This window comes from Fuerstiella marisgermanici (genome assembly GCF_001983935.1).
GTDB classification, from domain to species: Bacteria; Planctomycetota; Planctomycetia; order Planctomycetales; family Planctomycetaceae; genus Fuerstiella; species Fuerstiella marisgermanici.
Genome location: NZ_CP017641.1, coordinates 2812594 through 2833726, shown reverse-complemented (window position 1 = coordinate 2833726; position 21133 = coordinate 2812594). Strand labels below are relative to the sequence as shown.

At 56.6% G+C, this 21133-nt stretch carries 13 protein-coding genes; 6 read left to right on the top strand and 7 right to left on the bottom strand.

All coding sequences use genetic code 11. The features are described 5' to 3' along the window. The first annotated feature begins 320 nt into the window (after nt 1-320). From Fuma_RS10715 to Fuma_RS10705, 3 genes are all read left to right on the top strand, one after another. Nucleotides 321-1823 carry a sulfatase gene (locus Fuma_RS10715; RefSeq protein ID WP_077024137.1) on the top strand — a complete coding sequence of 501 codons (1503 nt, stop codon included), beginning with the start codon at nt 321-323 and terminating at the stop codon, nt 1821-1823. Nucleotides 1824-1838: 15 nt separating this feature from the next. Continuing rightward, nucleotides 1839-3386 (top strand): hypothetical protein, encoded by a 1548-nt coding sequence (locus Fuma_RS10710; protein ID WP_077024136.1) that lies wholly within the window; start codon nt 1839-1841, stop codon nt 3384-3386. 224 nt (nt 3387-3610) lie between these two features. Then, nucleotides 3611-4531, top strand: coding sequence for a PIG-L deacetylase family protein (locus Fuma_RS10705; RefSeq protein ID WP_083731954.1), 921 nt, complete (start codon nt 3611-3613; stop codon nt 4529-4531). A 313-nt stretch (nt 4532-4844) separates the two neighbouring features. Here the strand turns inward: Fuma_RS10705 and xylA are convergent, their stop codons facing one another. Further along, nucleotides 4845-6158 (bottom strand): xylose isomerase, encoded by a 1314-nt coding sequence (xylA, locus tag Fuma_RS10700; RefSeq protein WP_077024135.1) that lies wholly within the window; start codon nt 6156-6158, stop codon nt 4845-4847. Nucleotides 6159-6361: 203 nt separating this feature from the next. Between xylA and Fuma_RS10695 the strand changes: the two genes are divergently transcribed. The 3 genes from Fuma_RS10695 (at nt 6362) to selB (ending at nt 11064) form a co-directional block, all read left to right on the top strand. Then, nucleotides 6362-7276, top strand: coding sequence for a hypothetical protein (locus Fuma_RS10695; protein ID WP_077024134.1), 915 nt, complete (start codon nt 6362-6364; stop codon nt 7274-7276). Nucleotides 7277-7667: 391 nt separating this feature from the next. Further along, on the top strand, nt 7668-9170 hold the full coding sequence (locus Fuma_RS10690) for a glycoside hydrolase family 13 protein (protein WP_077024133.1): 1503 nt from the start codon (nt 7668-7670) through the stop codon (nt 9168-9170). A 1-nt stretch (nt 9171) separates the two neighbouring features. Further along, the gene (gene selB / locus Fuma_RS10685) at nt 9172-11064 is read left to right on the top strand and encodes a selenocysteine-specific translation elongation factor (protein WP_077024132.1); all 1893 of its coding nucleotides are present in this window, start codon (nt 9172-9174) and stop codon (nt 11062-11064) included. 51 nt (nt 11065-11115) lie between these two features. Here selB and Fuma_RS10680 read toward each other — a convergent pair whose 3' ends face one another. From Fuma_RS10680 to Fuma_RS10655, 6 genes are all read right to left on the bottom strand, one after another. Next, on the bottom strand, nt 11116-11565 hold the full coding sequence (locus tag Fuma_RS10680; protein WP_145944098.1) for an SRPBCC family protein: 450 nt from the start codon (nt 11563-11565) through the stop codon (nt 11116-11118). Nucleotides 11566-12048: 483 nt separating this feature from the next. Then, entirely contained in the window at nt 12049-13488 is a 1440-nt protein-coding gene (locus Fuma_RS10675; protein WP_077024130.1) for a DUF1501 domain-containing protein, read from the bottom strand. A gap of 41 nt (nt 13489-13529) precedes the next feature. Then, a complete protein-coding gene (locus Fuma_RS10670) occupies nt 13530-17132 on the bottom strand; it encodes a DUF1553 domain-containing protein (RefSeq protein ID WP_077024129.1) in 3603 nt (1200 codons plus the stop codon). Between the two features lie 126 nt (nt 17133-17258). Continuing rightward, complete coding sequence (locus tag Fuma_RS10665; protein WP_145944097.1) at nt 17259-18500, bottom strand: hypothetical protein; 1242 nt, start codon at nt 18498-18500, stop codon at nt 17259-17261. Nucleotides 18501-18716: 216 nt separating this feature from the next. Then, nucleotides 18717-19112: a carboxypeptidase-like regulatory domain-containing protein gene (locus Fuma_RS10660; RefSeq protein ID WP_077024127.1), complete on the bottom strand. Its 396-nt coding sequence runs from the start codon at nt 19110-19112 to the stop codon at nt 18717-18719. 6 nt (nt 19113-19118) lie between these two features. Beyond that, nucleotides 19119-21125, bottom strand: a complete 2007-nt coding sequence (locus Fuma_RS10655; RefSeq protein ID WP_077024126.1) for a hypothetical protein — start codon at nt 21123-21125, stop codon at nt 19119-19121. Between the last annotated feature and the right edge of the window lie 8 nt (nt 21126-21133).

Sequence of the window (21133 nt, the reverse complement as noted above, 5' to 3'; positions counted from 1 at the left end):
ATCAATTTTTTGTCGCATGTACGGAACGTGCCGACCTTCCCTTGCAACGATTTGTCATTCCTGCTTTCCCATTGACCCAGCGCGCACCGGTGCACACCAGCGAGCGATTGACGAAGCTGACAGTACACCCAATGAAAGCTGAAGCGCTGGCATCGAGAAGCTGTTTGCCGACGAAGATGAACGAGCATGGTACGTGGTGTCTGCAGAAGGTTATCCTCGGTTCGGCAACTGCAGGGCTGATGATGGACACCAAACCGCAGACTGGCAACAATCACGCACCGCTCAACGACCGAGCTGTCTAGCAACGGGAGTTTCCTCTGATGAACCGAAACCTGATTTTGTGTGCGACAATCGCACTGACCTGTGTCAGCAATGTGATCGCGAGTGCGCGACCGGTCGAAACGAGGCCGAATATTGTCTTCTTTCTGGTCGACGATCTGGGTTGGGCTGACATCGGATGCTTCGGCAGCAAGTTCCACGAAACACCACATATCGACGCGATGGCGGCGTCCGGCATGAAGTTTACTGATGGCTACGCCGCCTGCCCCGTGTGTTCGCCAACGCGAGCCAGCATTATGACCGGGCGGCATCCTGTGCGAGTCGACATCACCGATTGGATTCCCGGATCAACGGTCGCGCGAGCTTACAACCCCAGGTTTCAGCAGGTCAACGACCGCGATAACCTCGCGCTGGAAGAAGTGACCATCGCTGAAGTGCTGAAGCAAAATGGCTATCAAACATTCTTCGCCGGGAAGTGGCATCTGGGCGACGAAGGCCACCTGCCCACGGATCAGGGCTTCGACTTTAATGTCGGCGGCCACCATCGAGGCTCACCGCCCGGCGGTTATTATTCGCCATTCAAGAACCCGTACCTGCCGGACACGCCGGAACGAGAATACCTGACCGAACGACTGACGAAAGAATCTGTCTCGTTTCTGAATGATCGCGACACTGACAAACCGTTCCTGTTGTATCTGTCTTACTACAACGTTCACACACCCATTCAACCGTACGAGAAACGAATCGACCACTACACCGCAAAAGCGAACGAACAGTTCGGCGACACGACTTCAGAACCCATCAAAGAATACCGCGGCTTGTCTCGTTCTCGGCAGGACAATCCGGAATTGGCGTCCATGGTGGCTGCTGTCGATGACAGCGTCGGCACTATCAGTGAAACTCTGAAGGCACTCGGGCTTGCCGACAACACGATCGTCATTTTCTTCTCCGACAACGGAGGCCTGTGTACGCTGGCACGGCCCGGACCGGGCAGCAACCTGCCGCTAAGATCCGGAAAGGGCTGGCTGTACGAAGGCGGCATCCGCGAACCCATGATCATCAAGGCCCCTGGCGTTACGAAGCCAGGAACTGTTTGCGAAACGCCTGTCATCAGCACAGATTTCTTCCCCACGCTGTTGGAACTTGCCGGACTGCCACTGCAACCCAACCTACACGCAGACGGAGTCAGCCTGCTGCCGTTGCTCAAAGGCGAAGAACTCAGTACTGACCGTCCACTCTGTTGGCACTACCCTCATTACCATGGTTCCACATGGACGCCGGGCGCCGCAATTCGTGACGGTGACTGGAAACTTATCGAACTTTACGAATTCGGAAAAACGGAACTGTACAATTTGAAGGATGACCTCGGCGAACAGCACGAACTCAGCGCCACTCATCCTGATAAACTTGCGGAGTTGAAGGCGAAGCTGGCGGAGTGGCAGAAAACGATGAAAGCCACCATGCCGGAACCAAATCCCGGGTATGACCCGGAAGCCCCGTTCATGCCGCCACCGCGGCAACCGAAACGCAATCGCAAGAAGTAGCACAAATCAATCGTTGTGAATTCAGAATATACCGACCTCCGAGTTCAGCCGCCGTTCAGCGACTGGGCCGACTATTTGCACCTCAGTTCGTTCGACAATGGCCGACTGACTGAACTTCGGAACTCAGCAAGAACGCGCCTTGTTCAGTCTGCCGAACAGTTCGTCCTGCGCCTGCACGGGGTCGCCGACGATGCCGATATCCCAGCCAACACGGCTGGTCTGTTGACTGGCGTTCCCGAAAATCAGCCCATCGTGATGACGGGGCATCAGCCCGCCATTTTTCATTCGGGGCTGACGTTCAAGTACGAAACGACTCAACAGTTTGCCGCCGACAACAAGGCAATCGGCGTTGCGGTTGTTATCGATACGGATGTGGGTGACGCCGGGCAGTTCAGCTATCCGCAGCTAAGCCCGACAGAAGATGGCGCGTCGGCGACCGCTTTGGCAATTGAGACCGTGGCAACTTCGACAACGTTGTACGGTCACAGTCGCCTTCGCGATGTGTCTGAACTAAAGCAACTTGGTCAACACCTGAACGATCAGTTGCGTGGCCAGTCTCTGGACGCGGCGGCGAACGGAACCAACGCGGTCTTCACGGCGTACGCAAATCTGGCGGCTGTGCGAGCGACCGCGATGGAAGCGAATTTGATCACTCGCTGGCAAAACGGAGTTGGCAGCCGGCTGTTGGAACTTCCGCTGTCAGCAATCGCGTCGTTTCCAGAAGTGCTGACGCTGACGGCCGATATTCTGAAACAGCCGATCCGATTTGCCAAAGCTTACAATTCGGCATTGGACGTGTTTCGTGATGAACACAATATTCGCAACACGGCCAATCCGTTCCCGAACCTGAAGGTTGAAGACGACACGTGCGAACTTCCCTTCTGGTTAATCAGTCATAACACGCAACAACGTCACGTTCTCGAAGCGGAACTCAACGGCAACGAAACCAAACTGTTGGCCAACGGCGGAACAGTCGACACGTTCACCGGCAACATAACGGCCGAAGCTCTGGAACCCATGCTGCTGCAGAACATTCAGATCGTTCCGCGAGGAGCGCTGATTACGGCGTTTCTGCGGCTCTTGTTTTCAGATTTGTTCGTTCATGGAACCGGTGGCGGACGCTATGACCGGTTCACAGACGAATTCATCCGTTCCTGGTGGAACGTCGAACCACCGCCGTTCACCATCGCCAGCGCATCGCGATTTCTGTTTACCGATCAACGCAAGGTGCTGCAGCGGCTGGACGGTATCAAGGCGTCTCTGCGAGAACTCCAGTTCAATCCGCAGCGACAGTTCGGTACGGGAGTGTTTAGCGAATCACTTGAGGCGCAATTGCAGAAGCTGCTTCAGCAGAAGCAAGCGGCCATCGATCAGATGCAGTCGGTTCATGACCGAGGCGACTCGGCCAGGGAAATCGGCAAGCAGATTCAGCAGCTGACGAATGAAATCAAGGAAGCCGTCACCGCCGAATTCGAACCTCAACTGCAGCAACTCGCAGCGTTCACTCCGGAACATCGCGACGCCGTCAACTGTCGCACTTACCCGTTTTTCTTTGCCGGGTAGCCCCGGCGGGCGGTTGGCGTGGGGGGCGGGTGACGGTTTGGGGCTGAAGCGCCGGCGTTGGTTGCGTTAGTAGATGGGGCAGTGTGTAGCGGCGTTGATCTGTGGGCGGTGTCGGTGCGTGGGGCGATCTTTCACGAATCGAAACGTTTCGAATTGATTGCAGGGCTGCTGAAAATGCCCTAAGTTTGTGGTGTTCGCAATAACTCTTCAGGGGAAATGCCAAAATGAAATATGTCACTGTATTCGGGTTAATTTTCGTTGCCGCCTTCGCGCCAGCTTTCGGTCAGGACGCCATTCCTGAAGACGACGGCAAGCTACGCATTATCTGCTTTGGAGCTCACCCCGACGACGCTGAATATAAGTCGGGCGGAACCGCCGCGCTGTGGGCAAAGCAGGGGCACCATGTGAAGCTGGTGTCAGTCACCAACGGAGACATCGGGCACTGGCAAATGGCCGGTGGTGAGCTGGCCAAACGGCGGACGGCGGAATCTGCTGAGGTCGCCAAACGGTTGGGTGTGACGTCGCAGGTGTTGGACATTCACGACGGCGAACTTCTGCCAACGCTGGAAAATCGTCGCACAATCGTTCGCCTGATTCGACAATGGAACGCCGACATCGTGATTGCTCACCGGCCATGGGACTACCATCCCGACCATCGCTACACCGGTGTGCTGGTGCAGGACGCCGCCTTCATGGTAACCGTGCCGTTTTTCTGTCCGGATGTTGAACCGCTGAAGAAGAACCCTGTCTTTCTGTATTCCAGCGATCGGTTTCAAAAGCCGTATCCATTCGAACCAGACATCGCCGTCGCTGTGGACGACGTGTTCGACCAAAAGGTAAAGGCACTGACGGCTTTGGAATCGCAAACGTTCGAAGGCGGTGCATTAAGCTCTGCAGAACAGGCGGCGAAATCGCCACCCGCGTCGCAGCCGGAACTTCGCGAAGCGTGGCTGAAAGAACGTTGGGTAAAACGTCAGGGGAACGAAGCCAAACAGTTTCGCAGTGCCCTGGTCCGCTGGTATGGCGAAGAAAAAGGCCAGGCCGTCAAGTACGCAGAAGCATTCGAGATCTGTGAATACGGTCGGCAACCAAGCACCGCCGAAATCCGCGAGCTGTTTCCATTCTTCCCTGCGGAAACCGAGTAACCAGCGCGGCCGCAGGCGTTCGCTACGCAAGCCACGGCTGACAACAGCCGTGGCTTTTCGTCTGCATCGTGCACGCGGGCCATCGGAGAAAAAACACCGCCGGCGCTTAAGCCGACACATCGTCACCCTCACACCATTCCATCCGCGCGCCGGAACCCCCAGCGACCAACGGAAGCGACGCCGGCGAATCCGCCCCCGCCCTGCTCAACCGCTCACCACGCCAATCGCCCGCCGTTGCATCCCGGCCGCCGGCGCTTCAGCTGACACACCGTCACCCGATCACCACGCCAATCGGCCGGCGGGCCATCCCGCCTTAGATGTATTGGTTGATGATGTTTTCGAGGAGTTCCTGGCGGCCGCTTTGGTTGGGAGCGGCTTCGCCTTTTTCGAGCATGTAGGTTTCCAGTTCCGAGAAGGACGCCTGGCCCTGTTCGATGCGGCGTCCGATGCCGCTGTCGTAGCTGCTGTAGCGTTCCTTCACGAAATCGGAAAGTGCATTGTCGGCTCGGATTTGGGCCGCAATTTTCAGGCCACGAGCGAACGTGTCCATGCCGCCGATGTGAGCGTGAAAGAGGTCGACCGGATCGATGCTTTCGCGGCGTACTTTGGCGTCGAAGTTTGTGCCGCCAGGAGCCAGTCCGCCCTGAGCCATGATGACCAGCATCACCTGCGATGTGAGGTAGATGTCTGTGGGGAACTGGTCCGTGTCCCAACCCAACAGCATGTCGCCGGTATTCGCATCGATGCTGCCGAGGGAATTCTGGATACGAGCGTACTCCAGTTCGTGCATCATCGAATGACCGGCCAAGGTGGCGTGGTTGGTTTCGATATTCAGTTTAACAATGTCCAACAGGCCGTACTGTCGGATGAAGTTTAGGCACGCGGCCGCATCGAAGTCGTACTGGTGCTTGGTCGGCTCCTTCGGCTTGGGTTCGAACAGAAACTGGCCCGTGAAGCCGATCTCTTTCGCGTAGTCGTGAGCCATATGCATGAAGCGAGCTAAATGATCCAGCTCCCGCTTCATGTCTGTGTTGTACAGGTTCATGTAACCTTCGCGTCCGCCCCAGAATACGTAGTTTTCGCCGCCTAGCGAATGAGTCACCTCAATGGCCTTTTTGACCTGAGCGGCGGCGTAGGCGAACACGTCTGCGTTGGGGCTGGTGGCGGCTCCGTGCATGAATCGAGGGTTCGAAAACAGGTTGGCCGTTCCCCATAGTAGTTTGACGCCGGTTGCGTCCTGAGCTTCCTTCAGCTTTGCGGCGACGGCGTCAAGATTCGCATGACTTTCGGACAGGCTGGAGCCTTCCGGAGCGACATCGCGGTCGTGAAAACAGTAGTAGGGCGCGCCGAGTTTGGTGATGAATTCGAACGCAACGTCGACTCGCTTTAGAGCGTTGTCCAGAGCGTCTGAGCCATCGTCCCACGGGCGATCCAGCGTGGGAGCTCCAAACGGATCGGAGCCGTTGCAGCGAAACGTATGCCAGTAACAAACACTAAAACGCAGCCATTCTTTCATGCTGCGGCCATCAACAACCTCATCCGGGTTGTAGTGGCGAAACGCGAGCGGATTCTTCGAGGAGGGGCCTTCGTAAGCGATTTGCGGGACATCGGGGAAGAATTCGGTCATCGATTGAATGCTTTCTGGTGTGGCGACAAAATTAACAAGGCTCAGTTTAGCGGCATTTTCAATGTTGAAAACTCAGTCGAGCCGCTTCTGTGGGATTCATAAAATGGGCTCGCAGCAAATCGCGGAATTTTGGTAAGTTTGAGGTCGCTCGGCAGGAAAGCTGGGTAATTCGAGGTACGACTTTTTACAGATTGAGGTCACGGATGATGACTCAAACCCGCCTTCGCGTGCTGGCCGCCACTGTCTCTGTTTTTATTGCGTCAAATGTCGGACTGGCCGACGAAGCCGCCGCTCCAGTGGCCGCTGAGGACTCAACTGCAGAAAAGTTTGTGCTGCGGTTTCAGTTTCAGCCAGGCCAGACTCTGCGGTACCAGAGTTCTCAGACGACCAATCTGCAGGCCACGATGCCCAATGCCACTAAGAAAGACGTGAATAAGGTCGAGCAGCGTCGGCTGTTCACGGTGGGCGACGTCAGTGACGATGGCACGGCAAAAATCGCGATGCAGTTTGAACACGTCCGTATGCAGGCTCAAAGTAACGATTCCGAACCAATCGTCTACGATTCCACGATGAAGCGTGAGGAAGTTCCGGGCCCGTTTAAAGGAGCCGCCTCACAGCTAAGAAAAGCGGCCGCCCAGTACACGATGCATCCGACGGGCACGCCGGTTTCCGACGAAGGACTTGAACTGGTCGCTAAAGAAGGGCAGGCCAGTTTTTCGTTGCCACTGCCGACCGAACCCGTAGCGATCGGTGAATCGTGGAAAGTGTACATGCCGGTCCAGGTCCGTCTGGCAGAAAACGTGATGCGGAAGGTTACGTTGCTGCGTTCTTACCGATTGAAGTCGGTTGAAGACGGGATCGCGAAGATCGCGTTCTTCACATCGACCGAATCACCGATCAAATCCCCAACGGTCAAAGGGCAGCTCGTGCAGGCGACGCCCAGCGGCACGATTCTGTTCGATATCGCCAAAGGCCAGGTCGTGCGGAAGGAAATCAACGTCGACAAATCGGTACTCGGGGCGATGGGAGCCAGCACGATTCTGACAGTGACCAGCCGCACCGTTGAGCGTCTGCTGGTCGATGAAACGGACGCTCCGCAGAAGACGGCCAGCCGGTAAGTCCCGTCCACAGCGCGACACTGCGGCGATAGCAGCATCCATCAGTGAATTTGCTTTCGCCCCGTCGGGGCTTTCGTGTGGGAAACGCATTTTCCGTCGGCTCACGCCAACGGCTACGAGCTGCCGCCCTCCGGGCTTAAGCACAAGAATTGCCGACCTGCGCGACAAGCCGGAGCAACAGAATAGTTCTTGCGCCACCAATCCAACCTTCCCATCTCCCGACCTGTGCAGCAGGCCAGACCTGGCCTTCCATCCGTCAAACCGGCGGAACGGCTCAGCGACGATCAGACACATACGGATTCTGGATCGGTGGGCGATGACTTCTGTTGTGACTATGATGCGTTGCCGACCAAATTCGGTCTGACGCACGACTACAGCAGAGTTACAAAGTATGCCCATTCACACGCCGGCGTGGGTTCGCGACGCCGTCTTCTACCAGATTTTCCCCGACCGGTTTGCTCGCAGCGGTCGCGTTCCTTTCGACGCACCACCTGAACCGTGGGACAGCCCACCCACCACATACGGGTTCAAAGGCGGCGACCTGGACGGTGTGACCGATCGGCTTGACTACCTGCAGGATTTGGGCGTAACAGCGATCTATTTCTGCCCGATCTTCGCTTCCGCCGCGAATCACCGCTACCACACTTACGACTACATGACGGTCGATCCGCTGCTGGGCGGCAACGACGCCTTGCGCCGATTGCTGGATGGAGCTCATGAACGCGATATGAAAATCGTGCTGGACGGCGTGTTCAATCACGCGAGCCGCGGGTTCTGGCAGTTCCAGCACGTTTTAGAAAACGGAGCCGCGTCGCCGTATCGAGAGTGGTTTCACTTTGACCCGGCACGACTGACTCACAGAAAGCCGTTTCAACCTTATCCGTCTGAAGAAGCGGCCGCAGAACTGCGAGCGGGACATGGCAGTTTAGAAGCCGTCGGATATGCCGCGTGGTGGAACCTGCCGGCGCTGCCCAAGTTCAATACCGACTGCCCGGCTGTGCGAGAATTTCTGTTGTCGGTCGCGGAATACTGGGTGCAGTTTGGAATCGATGGTTGGCGACTGGACGTGCCCAACGAAATCGATGACGACAGCTTTTGGGGCGAGTTTCGTCAGCGCGTGCGAGCGATCAATCCGGACACTTACATCGTTGGTGAAGTCTGGGGCGAAGCGTCTCGATGGCTGCAGGGCGACATGTGGGACGCCGTGATGAATTATCAAATCACCGCGGCGTGTCTTGGCTTCTTCGGCGGCGACAAGCTCGATTTAGAGGAAGCTCGCCGACCATCCAGCTTCTCTCACGTCCGAGCGTTCTCAGCGCAGGAATTCGCCGATCAAGTCGCCAGAGTCACTGGCATGTACGATCCGGAAATTGTGGCGTCGCAATTGAATCTTCTGGATAGCCACGACATGCCTCGGTTTGTCACCTGCTGCGGCGGCGATAAACACGCTCTGAAGATGGCATGGCTGTTTCTTTGCACGTCTGCCGGAGCACCCTGCATTTACTACGGTGACGAAGTCGGCGTGGACGGAGCACATGATCCCGATTGCCGCAAGGGGTTTCCTCAGAACGAAGCCGACTGGGACACCAATCTACGCGACTGGTACGCCGACTGCATTGCGTTGCGGAAAGCACATCCCGCGACGCGAAGTACGAACAAGACACTCCTGCAGGCGAAGGATTCCGCCGTCGCTTTTCTGTCGAAGGCAGACGGACAAAACATCGTGTCCGCCTTTAATGCCGGTACCAGAGAAGTTTTATTGGACCTGCAGCTACCGACAGCACAACCCTGGAACGTGCTGCTGGCGACGGGACCTGGCCTTGAACTGAAGTCGACATCCAACGGAGTGACGTTGCTGCTTCCCGGCCGCAGTGCTGTTGTCGCGGGGGCATGAAATGACCTACACGATCGTCGGAGTCATCGGTCACATTGACCACGGAAAAACAACTCTGGTCGGTGCCCTGACCGGAACAGACACCGACACTCACCCGGAAGAAAAGCGACGCGGCATCACCATCGATCTGGGCTTTGCGTCGTATCGTGACGGCGAACACCAGTTCGCATTAATCGATGCGCCCGGACACCAGAAGTACATCGGCAACCTGCTGGCCGGCGTTTCCGGAATCGACATCGGTCTGCTGGTGGTGGCCTGCGATCAGGGCATTCAGGAACAAACACTCGAACACGCCGCAATTTTGCAGATGCTGGGCGTCAACAACCTGGTGGTAGCGTTGTCGCGAGTTGATCTGGTCGACGATGAGGTGCTGGCCGCTTTGAAGGAAGAACTGGACGTCTTTCTGGAAGACTTCGGCTATCGCGACGTGCCCAAGCTTGCGGTGTCTTCTGTCACCGGTGAGGGGCTTGACGAACTGAAGGAGCTATTAAAGCAGTTCGCGGAAAGCTGTCCAGCGCGAGCGATCGGTGACTACTTTCGCATGCCGGTGGACCGAGTGTTCACGATGCCGGGGCGAGGCTGCGTGATTGCCGGTACGGTGTGGAGCGGACAGATTCGCGTGGGCGACCATCTTCTGCTGGCAGACAACACCGTGCCGGTGCGTGTGCGTGAGATCGAAGCGCATGGTGAATCGCTTGAAGAATCGAAGGTCGGTCATCGAACAGCGTTAAACGTCACCGGCGTCGCAGCAGCGGACGTTCAACGCGGTGACGAACTAATTCAACCGGACGTGTTTTTGAGATCGCGGCACTTGCTGCTGGAAGTGAAAGCGTTTCCTGACGTTCAGGAAATCAAATGTCCGGCAACGCTTCAACTGCACATTGCCGCAACGGCCTGCAGCGCCAGAATCACTGGAACTCGCCGCCTTGTCCCGGGCCAGTCGGCCGTCGTTGTTGTCGAAACAGAAAAGCTGGTCGTGGCAACGTTCGGTCAAAAGTGTTTATTTCGATTGCCGTATCCTGTCGGGACAATGGGCGGCGGCACTGTGCTGGCCTCGTTGGGCGACGAAACCAAGCGGACTCGCAAACTGATCGAACTGGGTGAAAAGATCGCGTTGGCCGATGACGCCGAACGGCTGATCGCGTGGACCGAATTCCACGGCGAATTAACGCCAACAGCCGCCTGGTGCGCTCTTCAGATCGGTGTGCCTGCGGCTGATCAGGAAGCGATCATCGAACAGGCTCTTGCGACAAAACTCATCCGACGACTACCGAAATCGTCGCGGCTGGTTGCGGAATCTGCGATTGCTCGAATTCAGCAGGAAGTCATCGCAGTGCTGACACAACAGGCCGAAGCAAATCAGGATGCCTGGGCCGTGGAAGAAGCAATCGTGCATCAGTTGCAGGGCTTCGGTTCGGCCGATCTGATCAATTGGGTAATTCGATTGCTGATCGAAACTGGCCAGCTGGTCAGGCTGGGAAACAGGATCGCGGTGGGTTCTGATCAAAACAGCCTGTCCAAAAAACAACAGGCCAGGATGGGACAGATTATGGCGGTCTTCGAAGGCAACCGCAGCCCACCAGCGTTGAAGGAAATTGCTGAACAGTTGCAGATCCCACTGGAGTCAGTGACCTCGCTGTCGCGATTCGCTATTCAGGCAAAACTGTTAATCGAACTGGACCAGGGCTTGCTGCTGGCGTCGACCGTGTTTCAAGAACTATGCTTAGAACTGAAAGAGCTGTTCTCACAACAGCCGGAGCTGTCGGTCGCCGATATCCGCGACCGCTGGCAGGTGACTCGCAAGCACGCCATCCCTTTTCTGGAATACTGCGATCAACAACGAATCACGCTTCGCAACGGAAACATCCGCACGGCTGGCGACGCGTTAAGCTAAACACTGCCGTGCCGTGGACGCCGCTTATCGACATCGGCGTGGCTCTGCGGCTTACCCCGCTTCCAGTTCTGCCTGCAGCGCCTCGTAGCGGAACTCCATGCCTTCTTCGATGGATTCCGTGATGCGATCGTCTGTCATGACGAATCCCAGCATTCCGCCCGGCTTCTCGAACGAAATTTCATCGGTCAACGTACACGTTCCGTCGCCGTGATCTTCAATCAGTTGCTTGTGCGTCCACGATCGCGTTGGCCCGTCGGTTTGTTCCGCCACAATTTCCGTTTCGGTGACTGAAACGTAGCGATGCTGCATTCGCTGCTTGAAGCCCAAAGCAGAAACACGGAACTCAATCACGCCGCCCTGCACAACGTCTGCCGGTGCGTTCAGGACTTCCAGCTGCAGTTCGGGATCGCTTGTCTTCGGCAGGTTGGCCGTCGCCCCCAGGTAGCTGCGAAGTGCAGCGGCCGAGCAATTGAGTTTCGCGGAAGTCGTGACTGTGGGCATGGGAAGGCCGTGCAAAGAATGGAGTGGACTCAACGAAGAGGCAGTATAGCGATTCACCGCCGCAGCAAAATCGACTCGAATTCTACGTTGACGAGAACCGTCATGCATTCGCATCGCTGTTACGCCGTCCATGCACCTCTTCCCAGATGCAGCGTCAGGGAGACAGTGCGGCTTCCGAACAAAGGCTGTGCGTTGTACCTCTCCCAGGCGAAGCCGTTGGGGGAGGTCGGACGAAGCGAAGCAACGTCCGGGAGGGGGCTACGCGCCGGCCAATCACGTCCTGCTCCCGGCCCTCCCCCGATCTTGCTTCGCTCGATCGACCCCTCCCGCGATAAATTGCGGGAGGGGTTGAAGCGATGGTGAACCCGCTTTGTTCTGGATGTGATTGGATGCGCTCGATGTTGCACGACGGACTGGGCTTTTCCAGTGCCGCACGATTTTTCGGCTGGGACAGGAAGGATCCGCCGAACCGGCGACATGCCTTCACACCAAAGCTTCAATCACTCGACCGTGCACGTCCGTCAGGCGGCTGTCGATGCCGTTGTGTCGCACCGTGAGGCGTTTGTGGTCGATGCCCAGTTGATGCAGAATCGTGGCGTGAATGTCGTAGACCTCAGTCGGGTGGTCACGATCCAGGGGCTTGTAGCCCCATTCGTCTGAGGGACCGTAACTGATGCCTGGCCGGATGCCGCCGCCGCACAGCCAGTTGGTGAAGACGTAAGGATTATGGTCGCGGCCTTTGCTTCCCTGAGTCGAAGGCATGCGCCCGAATTCGGTGGTCCACAACACGATGGTGTCTTCCAGCAAGCCGCGTTGCTTTAAGTCCTTCAACAGTGCGGCCGTACCGATCGCCATACCCGTGGCCAGCGGTTTGTGATCGCGTTCGATGTTTTCGTGACTGTCCCAGTTTCGGCGCGGAAAGCTGTTGTCGTTGCCGGACCAGATTTGAATGAACCTCACGCCGCGTTCCAGCAGTCGTCGAGCGATCAGACACTTGCGGCCAAAGTACTCCGCCTCTTCCGGAATGTTGATGACGTCAGGGTAGGTGGCGCCCGGATTATCCAGCCCGTACATCTGCAGCGTGTGTTTCGATTCGCCGGAAATGTCCAGCGCTTCGGGAGCACTCAACTGCATTTTTGCGGCCAGTTCATAGCTGCGGATTCTTGCTTCCAGCCGCGAATCGCCTTCTCGCTGTTCGTTGTAGGCAGAATTCAGTTGATGCAGCAGCCGCAGTCCATCACGTTCGCCCGCTTTGGTGATGTAATCTGCGTTGGGCATCAAGTCGGCGATCGGATTGGCTCGCTGAGGAAAAATCATCGTTCCCTGAGTACTCGCCGGCAAAAAGGCGGAGCCCCAGTTTTTGGGGCCGTTGCTGGCGAAACCGCGATGATCGGGCAGTACGACAAACGTCGGCAGGTTTTCGTTTAACGTTCCCAGACCGTAACTCACCCACGCGCCCATGCCGGGAAAGCCAGGTCGTTGAAAACCGGTCGCCTGCAGATACGTCGCCTGACTGTGCACGCCCGTTTTGCCGACCATGTTGTGCACGAACGCCATGTCGTCGACACAGTCACCCAGCGGTGCAACAACCTCGCTAAGCTGCTTGCCGCAGTCACCGAAGTGTGAGAACCGAAACGGCGATTTCATCCATGGGCCGAGTCCATTCTGGAATGCTTCGACGTGTTCGCCGAAGTCAGACTTTTCGCCATGATGCTTTTCGAGAGCCGGTTTGTGATCGAACAAATCGATATGGCTGGCCGCACCACCCATAAACAACTGGATCACTCGTTTGGCTTTGGCCGGGTGATGCAGCACGTCAACCACGCCGCGACGACCGGTTATGTCTTTCGCGGAAGCATCGTCGGAATGCAGCATCATTGCCGCCGCCAGGCCGCCAAAGCCCTGACCAGTGTCGGAAAGCATTTGCCGCCTTCCCAAACGTGACTCGGATGCCTGCGACCGCGTCATGGTACCAGCACCATTTCCGGACTATTCAACAAGGACCAAACCGCATCTTCCGCTCGTTCTCGCCATTCTGACGCGAGGTACCGAGTGGCGGGCGGTCCCTGACGGACCAGTTCCTGCATCTGGACCTTGATTACGTTCGCTTCAATGTTCAGGTGGTTCGACCACGACACATGGCGGAACCGTGGCGGCGCGTCCGGCGGCGTGAGCAGTGCTTGTGGAATGATTCGATTTTCATATCCGGGCGTCAGCAGTTTTACGAACTGATCCTTTTCGGCGTCGGTTGGCGGACGTGTTAAGACGTTAAGAAACAGAGCATCGACCAGTTGATCAACCGTCTGGTCCTGAAGCATTAACGCCGTGAGACCGCTGTCGTCGGTCAGTCGAGTCAGCCAGATGCCAAGCGTTCCGTTGGACAGCACTCCTGGCTGAATTAGGTTCGGCGTTTCTTCGCGATCTGTTTCTGGTTCCGGTCTGGAATTACGCCAACCGAAGGCTTTTAAGACGTCGACCACCGCCTGGATTCTTGGCAATGCTAAGCTGGGGCGGTCACGTTCGTTCGCGAGCGTTGTGAATTCCCAGGATCGCTGCGGCTGGCCAAAGTTCAGAAAGGTGTTGGGCGGTAACGTGGCTTCAATATCCATCGTTAGCTCTTCGGTCTGCATTTGCTGGCCGACGGCATGAAACGCAGAATCCACGATCTGTTCCGCCGACATGCGGCGTCGGTACGGACCGGCGAAGTGGCGTTCGCGATGGCTGGGCTGGTCGAGGGCGATCCGTTGGTAGACGTCACTGGTGAAGATTGATCGCGCGAATTGTTTCAGGTCGTAGTTTACGTTGATAAGCGTGTCTGCCAGCGCGGCAAGGAGCTCCGGGTCGGACGGCGGGTTGCCTTCCCAGTCGTCGACCGGTTCGACCAGCCCGGCTCCCATAAACCGTTTCCAGATCCGGTTGGCGATCACTTCGGCAAAACGCCGTGACGCCGTCACCTGAGCGGCCAGTTGTTCTCGCGTGTCGTTCGGGTTCAGTAGCAGTTCTTCTTCAACCTGTGGCGCCAGTTCTGCGAACGGGAAGTGAGCTTTGATGTCCGAACCAACCTTCAGGCTGACTTCAATCAACGACTGACGTTCCTGTTTTTCGAAGAAGGCGGCTGGCACCGTGCTGGTCGCTGGCAGCTTCAGATCTTTACGATCCAGCATGGCAGCCATCTGGAACAAATCCGCCTGCTTCCAGTCGTGATACGGAGCATCGTGACAGCGGGCACACTTCATGTTGACGCCTAAGAAAGCGGTTCCAATCACGTGCGACTTGGCGGCCATCGGCACATCGTTTTGTGACGCCACTGAAAAGCCTGCCGCACCGCCGCCCCACGTGCTGCCTCGCATCAGGATCAATTCTGTAGCGAAGCGGTCGATCGGTTTGTTGTCCGTTAAAGCTTCGTGAATCCAAAAACGAAACGGGCCCGTATTGTTGAGCGTCGGTTTTAGCAAATTCGGATTCTCAGCCAGCACGTCCTGCCAGTAACCAACCCAGTTGTCGGCCCAACGGTCATCCTGCAGCAGTCGATCGATTTGTTTTTCACGGCGGTTGTCTGCCGTATCAGCAAGAAAGGCGTTTGCTTCTTCCAGTGTCGGCGGCACACCAACTGTGTCGATAAAAATTCGCCGCAGGAAGGTGTGGTCGTCAACGATGGCGGGTTGCGAAATCGCCTTCACACTATCTGACGGCATGGCGGCTCCATCGGCGATCCACTTCTGTACAGCGCTGACTTCTTTCGCTGAGAGTCCGTCGCCCTTCGGCGGCATGCGGTAATCGTCGGTGGCTGCGCTGACCAGTTCGAACAAATAGCTTTCGTGCGGCTTACCTGGCACGACGGCCGCCTGGCCGGATTCGCCACCAGCCAGCAGGCGATCGCGATTTACAACCAGCAGCCCACCCTTTTCTTTTGCGCCGTGGCAACGAGTGCAATGAGCGTCGAAGATGGGCTGAATGTGTTCCGTGAAGAAGGCGGCGTCAGCACTGGACGGCGTGTTTGCCTGAGCGGCCGCCTTTTGATTGACGTCTGCGATGCGGCTGGCAATGAGATCGTCGATTTTGGGGATGTCTGCGTTCTGTTGTAACGAATCCTTGGCCGCTGAATGTCGCTTCGACCAGTATTCGGCCAGCGTGGGATTTTCAGACTGCCGCGCTGCGCGATCCATTTCGTCCAGTCGAGCCGATTCGTTGGCAGCGAATGCCTGCCAGCCTTCGTCCGTTAAAGGATACTGCGACGTTTCCGACAGCAGGTGAAACATGCCGTCTGCCTGAGCGATCGCCAGACATGCTTCGCCGAATTCCGTGCGATACCTTGGGCCGCCGAGAATCATGTCGTACATGATGCGATGCGGCTTGCCGTCGCTGGTGAACGTGGCCAGTTCTTCGCGCACATTCATTGCATGAGGTCTCATGCCCTGCACCGGAACCTTCGGCAGGTCATCGACCACATGGTGAGCTCCAGCCCGGCTTTTTTGTACGGGTGTGGTCAGCACCAGTTTGCCGTCGATTTTCAGTTGCGCCATTCCTCGCGAACGGGCCAGCAGTTGGTATTCGCCCTTCGGCAATTCGATATCCATCCACGATCGAACCAACAGCGTATTGCCCCAGTCTTCTCGCACGCCCCACGAATCGTATTTGTGAGGCAGTCGGACGAATCCCATTTCATCCTGCTGCCATTCGGTTAACGGCTCGTCTGCTACAAGAGGAATGCGGCTAATCGAATCGAGCGGGCCGAACAACTGCACGACAACCTTGCCTTTGGGAATTGTCGGCGCTACCAGCGGCGGCGGGGTCCATCGAAAGCGTGACAGTAGTTCGTCGCGTGGAAGTTCCCGGCGGTGAATGATGAGGTTGTCGATTGCCCCGTGAAGTGAATTGCCCTTCGACCCGCCCATCGATGAACCAATCCACACGTCATCGTCGTCGACAACAGGCGGCTGTTTAGTGGGACCGCCCATGTCCCAGGCTCCCTTCACTTCTTTACCGTCGATGAAGCCTCGAATGCTTTCCGGTTCACCGAACTTGTAGCTGACAGCGACATGGTGCCAACGACTGCCTGACGAGAAACCTTCTGTTGACGTCCAGCGATGCCAGTCGCCGGGATGGTCGTCTGTCTTTCGGCTGCGAAACAGAAAGTTGACGCACGTCGCACCTTTGTACTTGCGAAGTCGGAACGCCCAGTTTTGGTTCAATGCTTTTTGGCCAGACTTACCTGTCCGGCCCTTGCCCATGAGGTAGACATTGTCCGTCATCAAGTCCACTCGCACCCACGCTTCGAACGTGACAGCGTCGCCGTTGTCGAAATCGAATTGTGATTCCTCAGCATCGTCCGCAATGCGAAGCCACGCCGGAGCCTTCAGTTGCAGTACTTTGTTACCGCTGGCGAAGTCCGGATATCTCGGCTGCTGCAGTTGCGAATCCACAACTTCCGCACCTCCCACAATTTCACCAGGCAGGTCTTCCGAATTTTCGAAACGCCACTGCGCGACGGTGCCGGCGTCTTCAGCGAAAGCATTCGTGCAGACGGCCACTGCAAGAAGAACCAGGCGGAATTGAATTTTGTTCATGGCAAGGGCCAAAAGTTGGCAGAAGGCGGGAGGATAGGACGGAAGAATATTGTAACCGGTCAAAGCGCGAGGCGAAACAAAGATCGGGCTCTGCACAGCAGCGGGCACGCAACAGTGGAGCCCGAGTTACGGATCTGACGGGTTCGATTTCGCCAGTATTTTCTGTGCCTGTTGGGCTATTTCTTGCAGGCATACGTTGTAGTAGGGTGATGGATGGATGTCGATCGGTCTGTCTGAAAGTGTATTTAGCAAGCGATGCGTGCTCGCAGGGACTGGTTCCTGTTGCGTCACCTTCGCGATAAAGACGCACGCTCGACGCTGCCAAAATAAGCCCTTCCGCTCCAGAAACCGATTTGCGATTTCGAAGAACGCAGCCGAGTCGCCGTCCAACTGCCACACTAAGAAAGCGGCTTCGATGTCTTCCTCACGCAGCTCATTAAGGACCGGCAACGATGCCTTTTCCCTCAAACGCCCGAGGCATAATGCGGCAGCTATCCGACTTTGCCGGTCCGAGCTCTTGATCGCAGTTTCGAAGATCTTCGTAATGCGATCCGCCTGGTCGGGGTTGCCAAGGGCGAGCCTCGTCATCGCCGTGAAAACATGGCTTCGTACCAGCACATTCTTCGTCGCAGTCAGGGAAGCCAGCAGCTCAACAAGCGGAGCAACCTCTACTGAAAAGTCAGCCAGCCGATTTACGATTTCGCTTTGATAGGAGAGTGGCACGTCGGGAAGCAATTTCAGAAGTTGCTCCGCGAGTACGATGGAATCTTCGCAGTCCTCGCACAGCAGTTGAAGTGCCTTACGCTGCCATGGACTGTTCTGGTCAGCGGCCATGCTCCGCAGAGTGTGGATAACGGCCTCTAAATTCGGCGGCAGGTCAAAAATTTGATGATGAATTCCTGAGTAAGTACCTCGTGCTACCAGAAGGGTTTCGATCTTCTCTCGCAGCGTATCTGGTGCAGGCAGTCTTGAGAGATTAATCGACTTTGAATCGGATTCAATTTGGACGCACCACGCAGCAATCGGAACTATTGGCTGTCTGTCAGTGGCTTGAAGCTTCACAATGTAACGCCCCACGGGCAGTCGCTTCGTGAGAAAAAAACCTCCCTTGGCTGGCCTGACGACATCAACAACAACCGAGCTTGAAAGGTCCAGATAGAAAGGTGCAGCCACCGATCGTTGTACGGTGATGTACTGTTTTTCACTAGGCATTTCAGATAGCCCTCCTATGACAGCCACTGGATCCGGCAACTTGGGAACCGCCACCTTACCGGGTTCGGCAGTGAGCGTTGCAATTTCAACGGCGAGCGGACCCCTGTTTTCAATTACCCCAATTTTTTCAAGTTGTTCGGGATGGGTGAATGTCACGATGTACTCGCTTGGCATCAATTCCGCCACAAACGCCCCGTCTGAATTTTTCTTAACGTACGTCACAGGTGCTAATCTTGCGGCTAATTCTCGCTTTGGCCGAATCGCTATGGTTTCGATTGATTTGCCGACTTGTGGCGGGGCAATCCAGTTCAGCTTTGCGGTCTGAGGCTTTTCGAATTGCTGTACCTCCGCATTTTTTTCCGCTGCGGCCGACTATGTGACGCCCTCAGCGTCGTGGAAGACGACGCACGTCTGGGAGCGATCTGCTTCCAGGTGGAATTTCCCTGCTTCATCGGTCAGTGCATAGATTTCGGGGCTACTACTGTATGTAACGCCGCCAGGCCCCGGCATTATTATCACGCCAACGCCGGGCATGGGGTCGCCGCTATTGCTAAGCAGTTGCCCTTGAATCTGCGAGGTTTCATAGCCCAACTCATTAAGACTTGCCGTTGGTGGCGGTAGCCGAAGTTTCCTGAAAACAAATTGGGTAAACCACGGCTTGCGAAATGGCGACTCCCGCTCCTCTGCATGCACATCGGCGGGAATGATCGGTGGCTGCGCGACACACGGCGTCGACAACAGCAGCGCTAAAGTGAGTGCGAACTTCATAGCCTGCTACTCCAGCGAACGAATACGAACAAACTGATCCTGGATCTTATCCGACGTGGGTACCTGCAACGTAGTTGAAGTGACTTTTGCAGCGAGATCGGTTTTGTGAGTCCGCAGCTCGCCACCTTCCAGCCAGCCGAATTCGACCGCAACGGCGCCCGGTGGAGCGACTTCGTGGATGCCGTAAAGTTGAGCGTCGATGAGTGTGGCCGGGCGGCCGGGGATGTGCATATGGAACCGGACCAGGGCCTCGGTGCATTCGTCGAGCGACACGTCGGCCGAGCCGGACAACCAGCCGCTGGAGAATTCGTTGTCGGTGGGAATGTCGGCGGCAGCAAATTGCTCCCACGTTGTGCCTTCGTCGGTTGAGAACTCAAGCCGAAAATCCATGTTCTCACGCGACGGCACGGGGATCTGATACCGCACGGCGGCTCGCACTTCGAGCAGCTTGTTCGGGGCAGCCACTTTGAAGACCACGTGCGCCGGCTTTTTGTCGGTCGCTTCATAGGCAAAGCGTGATTTCTGCGAACGTGGTTTGTACTTTAGGTTGGTCGAACGCAGGTCGGTGCGTTCGAAGGCATTCACCTGCGATTCGGGCACGCCAAAGTTCGGCAGCACGGCAACCACGCCTCGCTGATTTGCCGTGTATTCGACATCGCAACCGTTGGGCGTCAGTCGCGGGTAGATGGCCTGCGAGACCTGTGTTGTCGTGGTGAACTTCAAGGCGCCCAATCCGGCGTCGTCCTTCCACGAAAACCGAACGTGCCAGCCATAGCGGCCTTTTACCTGTTCCGTCAGGTCGATTCGAAACGACGGTTCGTTAGCGGGGAAGTCAACGACGCGCCACGTCTGTCCCTGATCGGCTGACACCTCGCATTTGATGTCGCCGACGCGGATGCCTTCGACAACTAATCCGTCGGTGGCTTCGGCAGACATCGGATTGGCATCGTCGACCGGGTCGCCGCAGATGACGTACGGCGAAAAGTGGCGAAACGTCAACGACGCGTTCTTGCCGTTGCTGCTACGTAACTTCGGCGATGTGTTTTGATGCGTGATGTTGTCGGAAACATCGGCCGTGCCTTCACGAAACTTCGCCGATGATAAGTCTGGTTCGTAGATGAATTCGCCGTTGCAGTAGCTGGCTTCGCTGCGAGCGTTCGCTTTGTCGCCATCGTGAAACGGCTCGCCATTGTTGAAGTACGTCCACCTGCGAAACGGGCCGCCCTTGTGGTTTTGCCAAAAGCGACGTTTGTCTGGACCGCCGTAATGATCGCGATCGTACCAGCGAGTAAACGTTTCACCGCTGCGCAGATGCACGATGGCTGGGTGAGCCGCGTAGCCGCCGTTGTACAACTTGTACCATTTCTCCCGTTTTGCAACCTGCTGCCAACCCTTTTTCATCGTGTCGTAATCGGAGGGCCATGCGAACGGATAGTGAGGCAGCGGCGGCTTGACGGATTCCGCCAGCTCGGGATTCTTCTGGATATCAGCATAGCCCGCGACAACTCCATCGGGGCGAAACAACAACCCTGCCATGTCGGTGTCGAAGGCGTGCCAGGCTCCGTTGTAGAAGATTTCGCTGTTCACATGGTTTGGGAATTCACGTCGTCGAGCGTCCATGCCCAAAGCCTTCCAATAGGGTTCGTTCCACGCATGAACGGTGCCGCACAGGCCGTAGCCGTACGAAAAACGAGCTCGATTGGCATCGAACACGACTGTTTCATAATCTCCTGCTGCGGCGGTGTCGGGAACTCGGCCAGGCACGCACCATTCCATCGGCGACATCAGATGCCACTGATGTTTTAGCAACCACAGGTACATGGCGATTGCCTTCTCCTGCGGATCGGTCTTGCCGGCCGTGGCAACTGTCACGCAGTCTTCGACCGTCTGTAACGCGCCTTCGCCTGGGTAATCCGGATGATCAGTGCGAATGGTTACATCGCCTCCTCCGCCGAAGGCAGCACTGTTGACGACGATCGCGATCAAAAGGGCGTAAATAGGGTGCCGTGGCATGATGATCG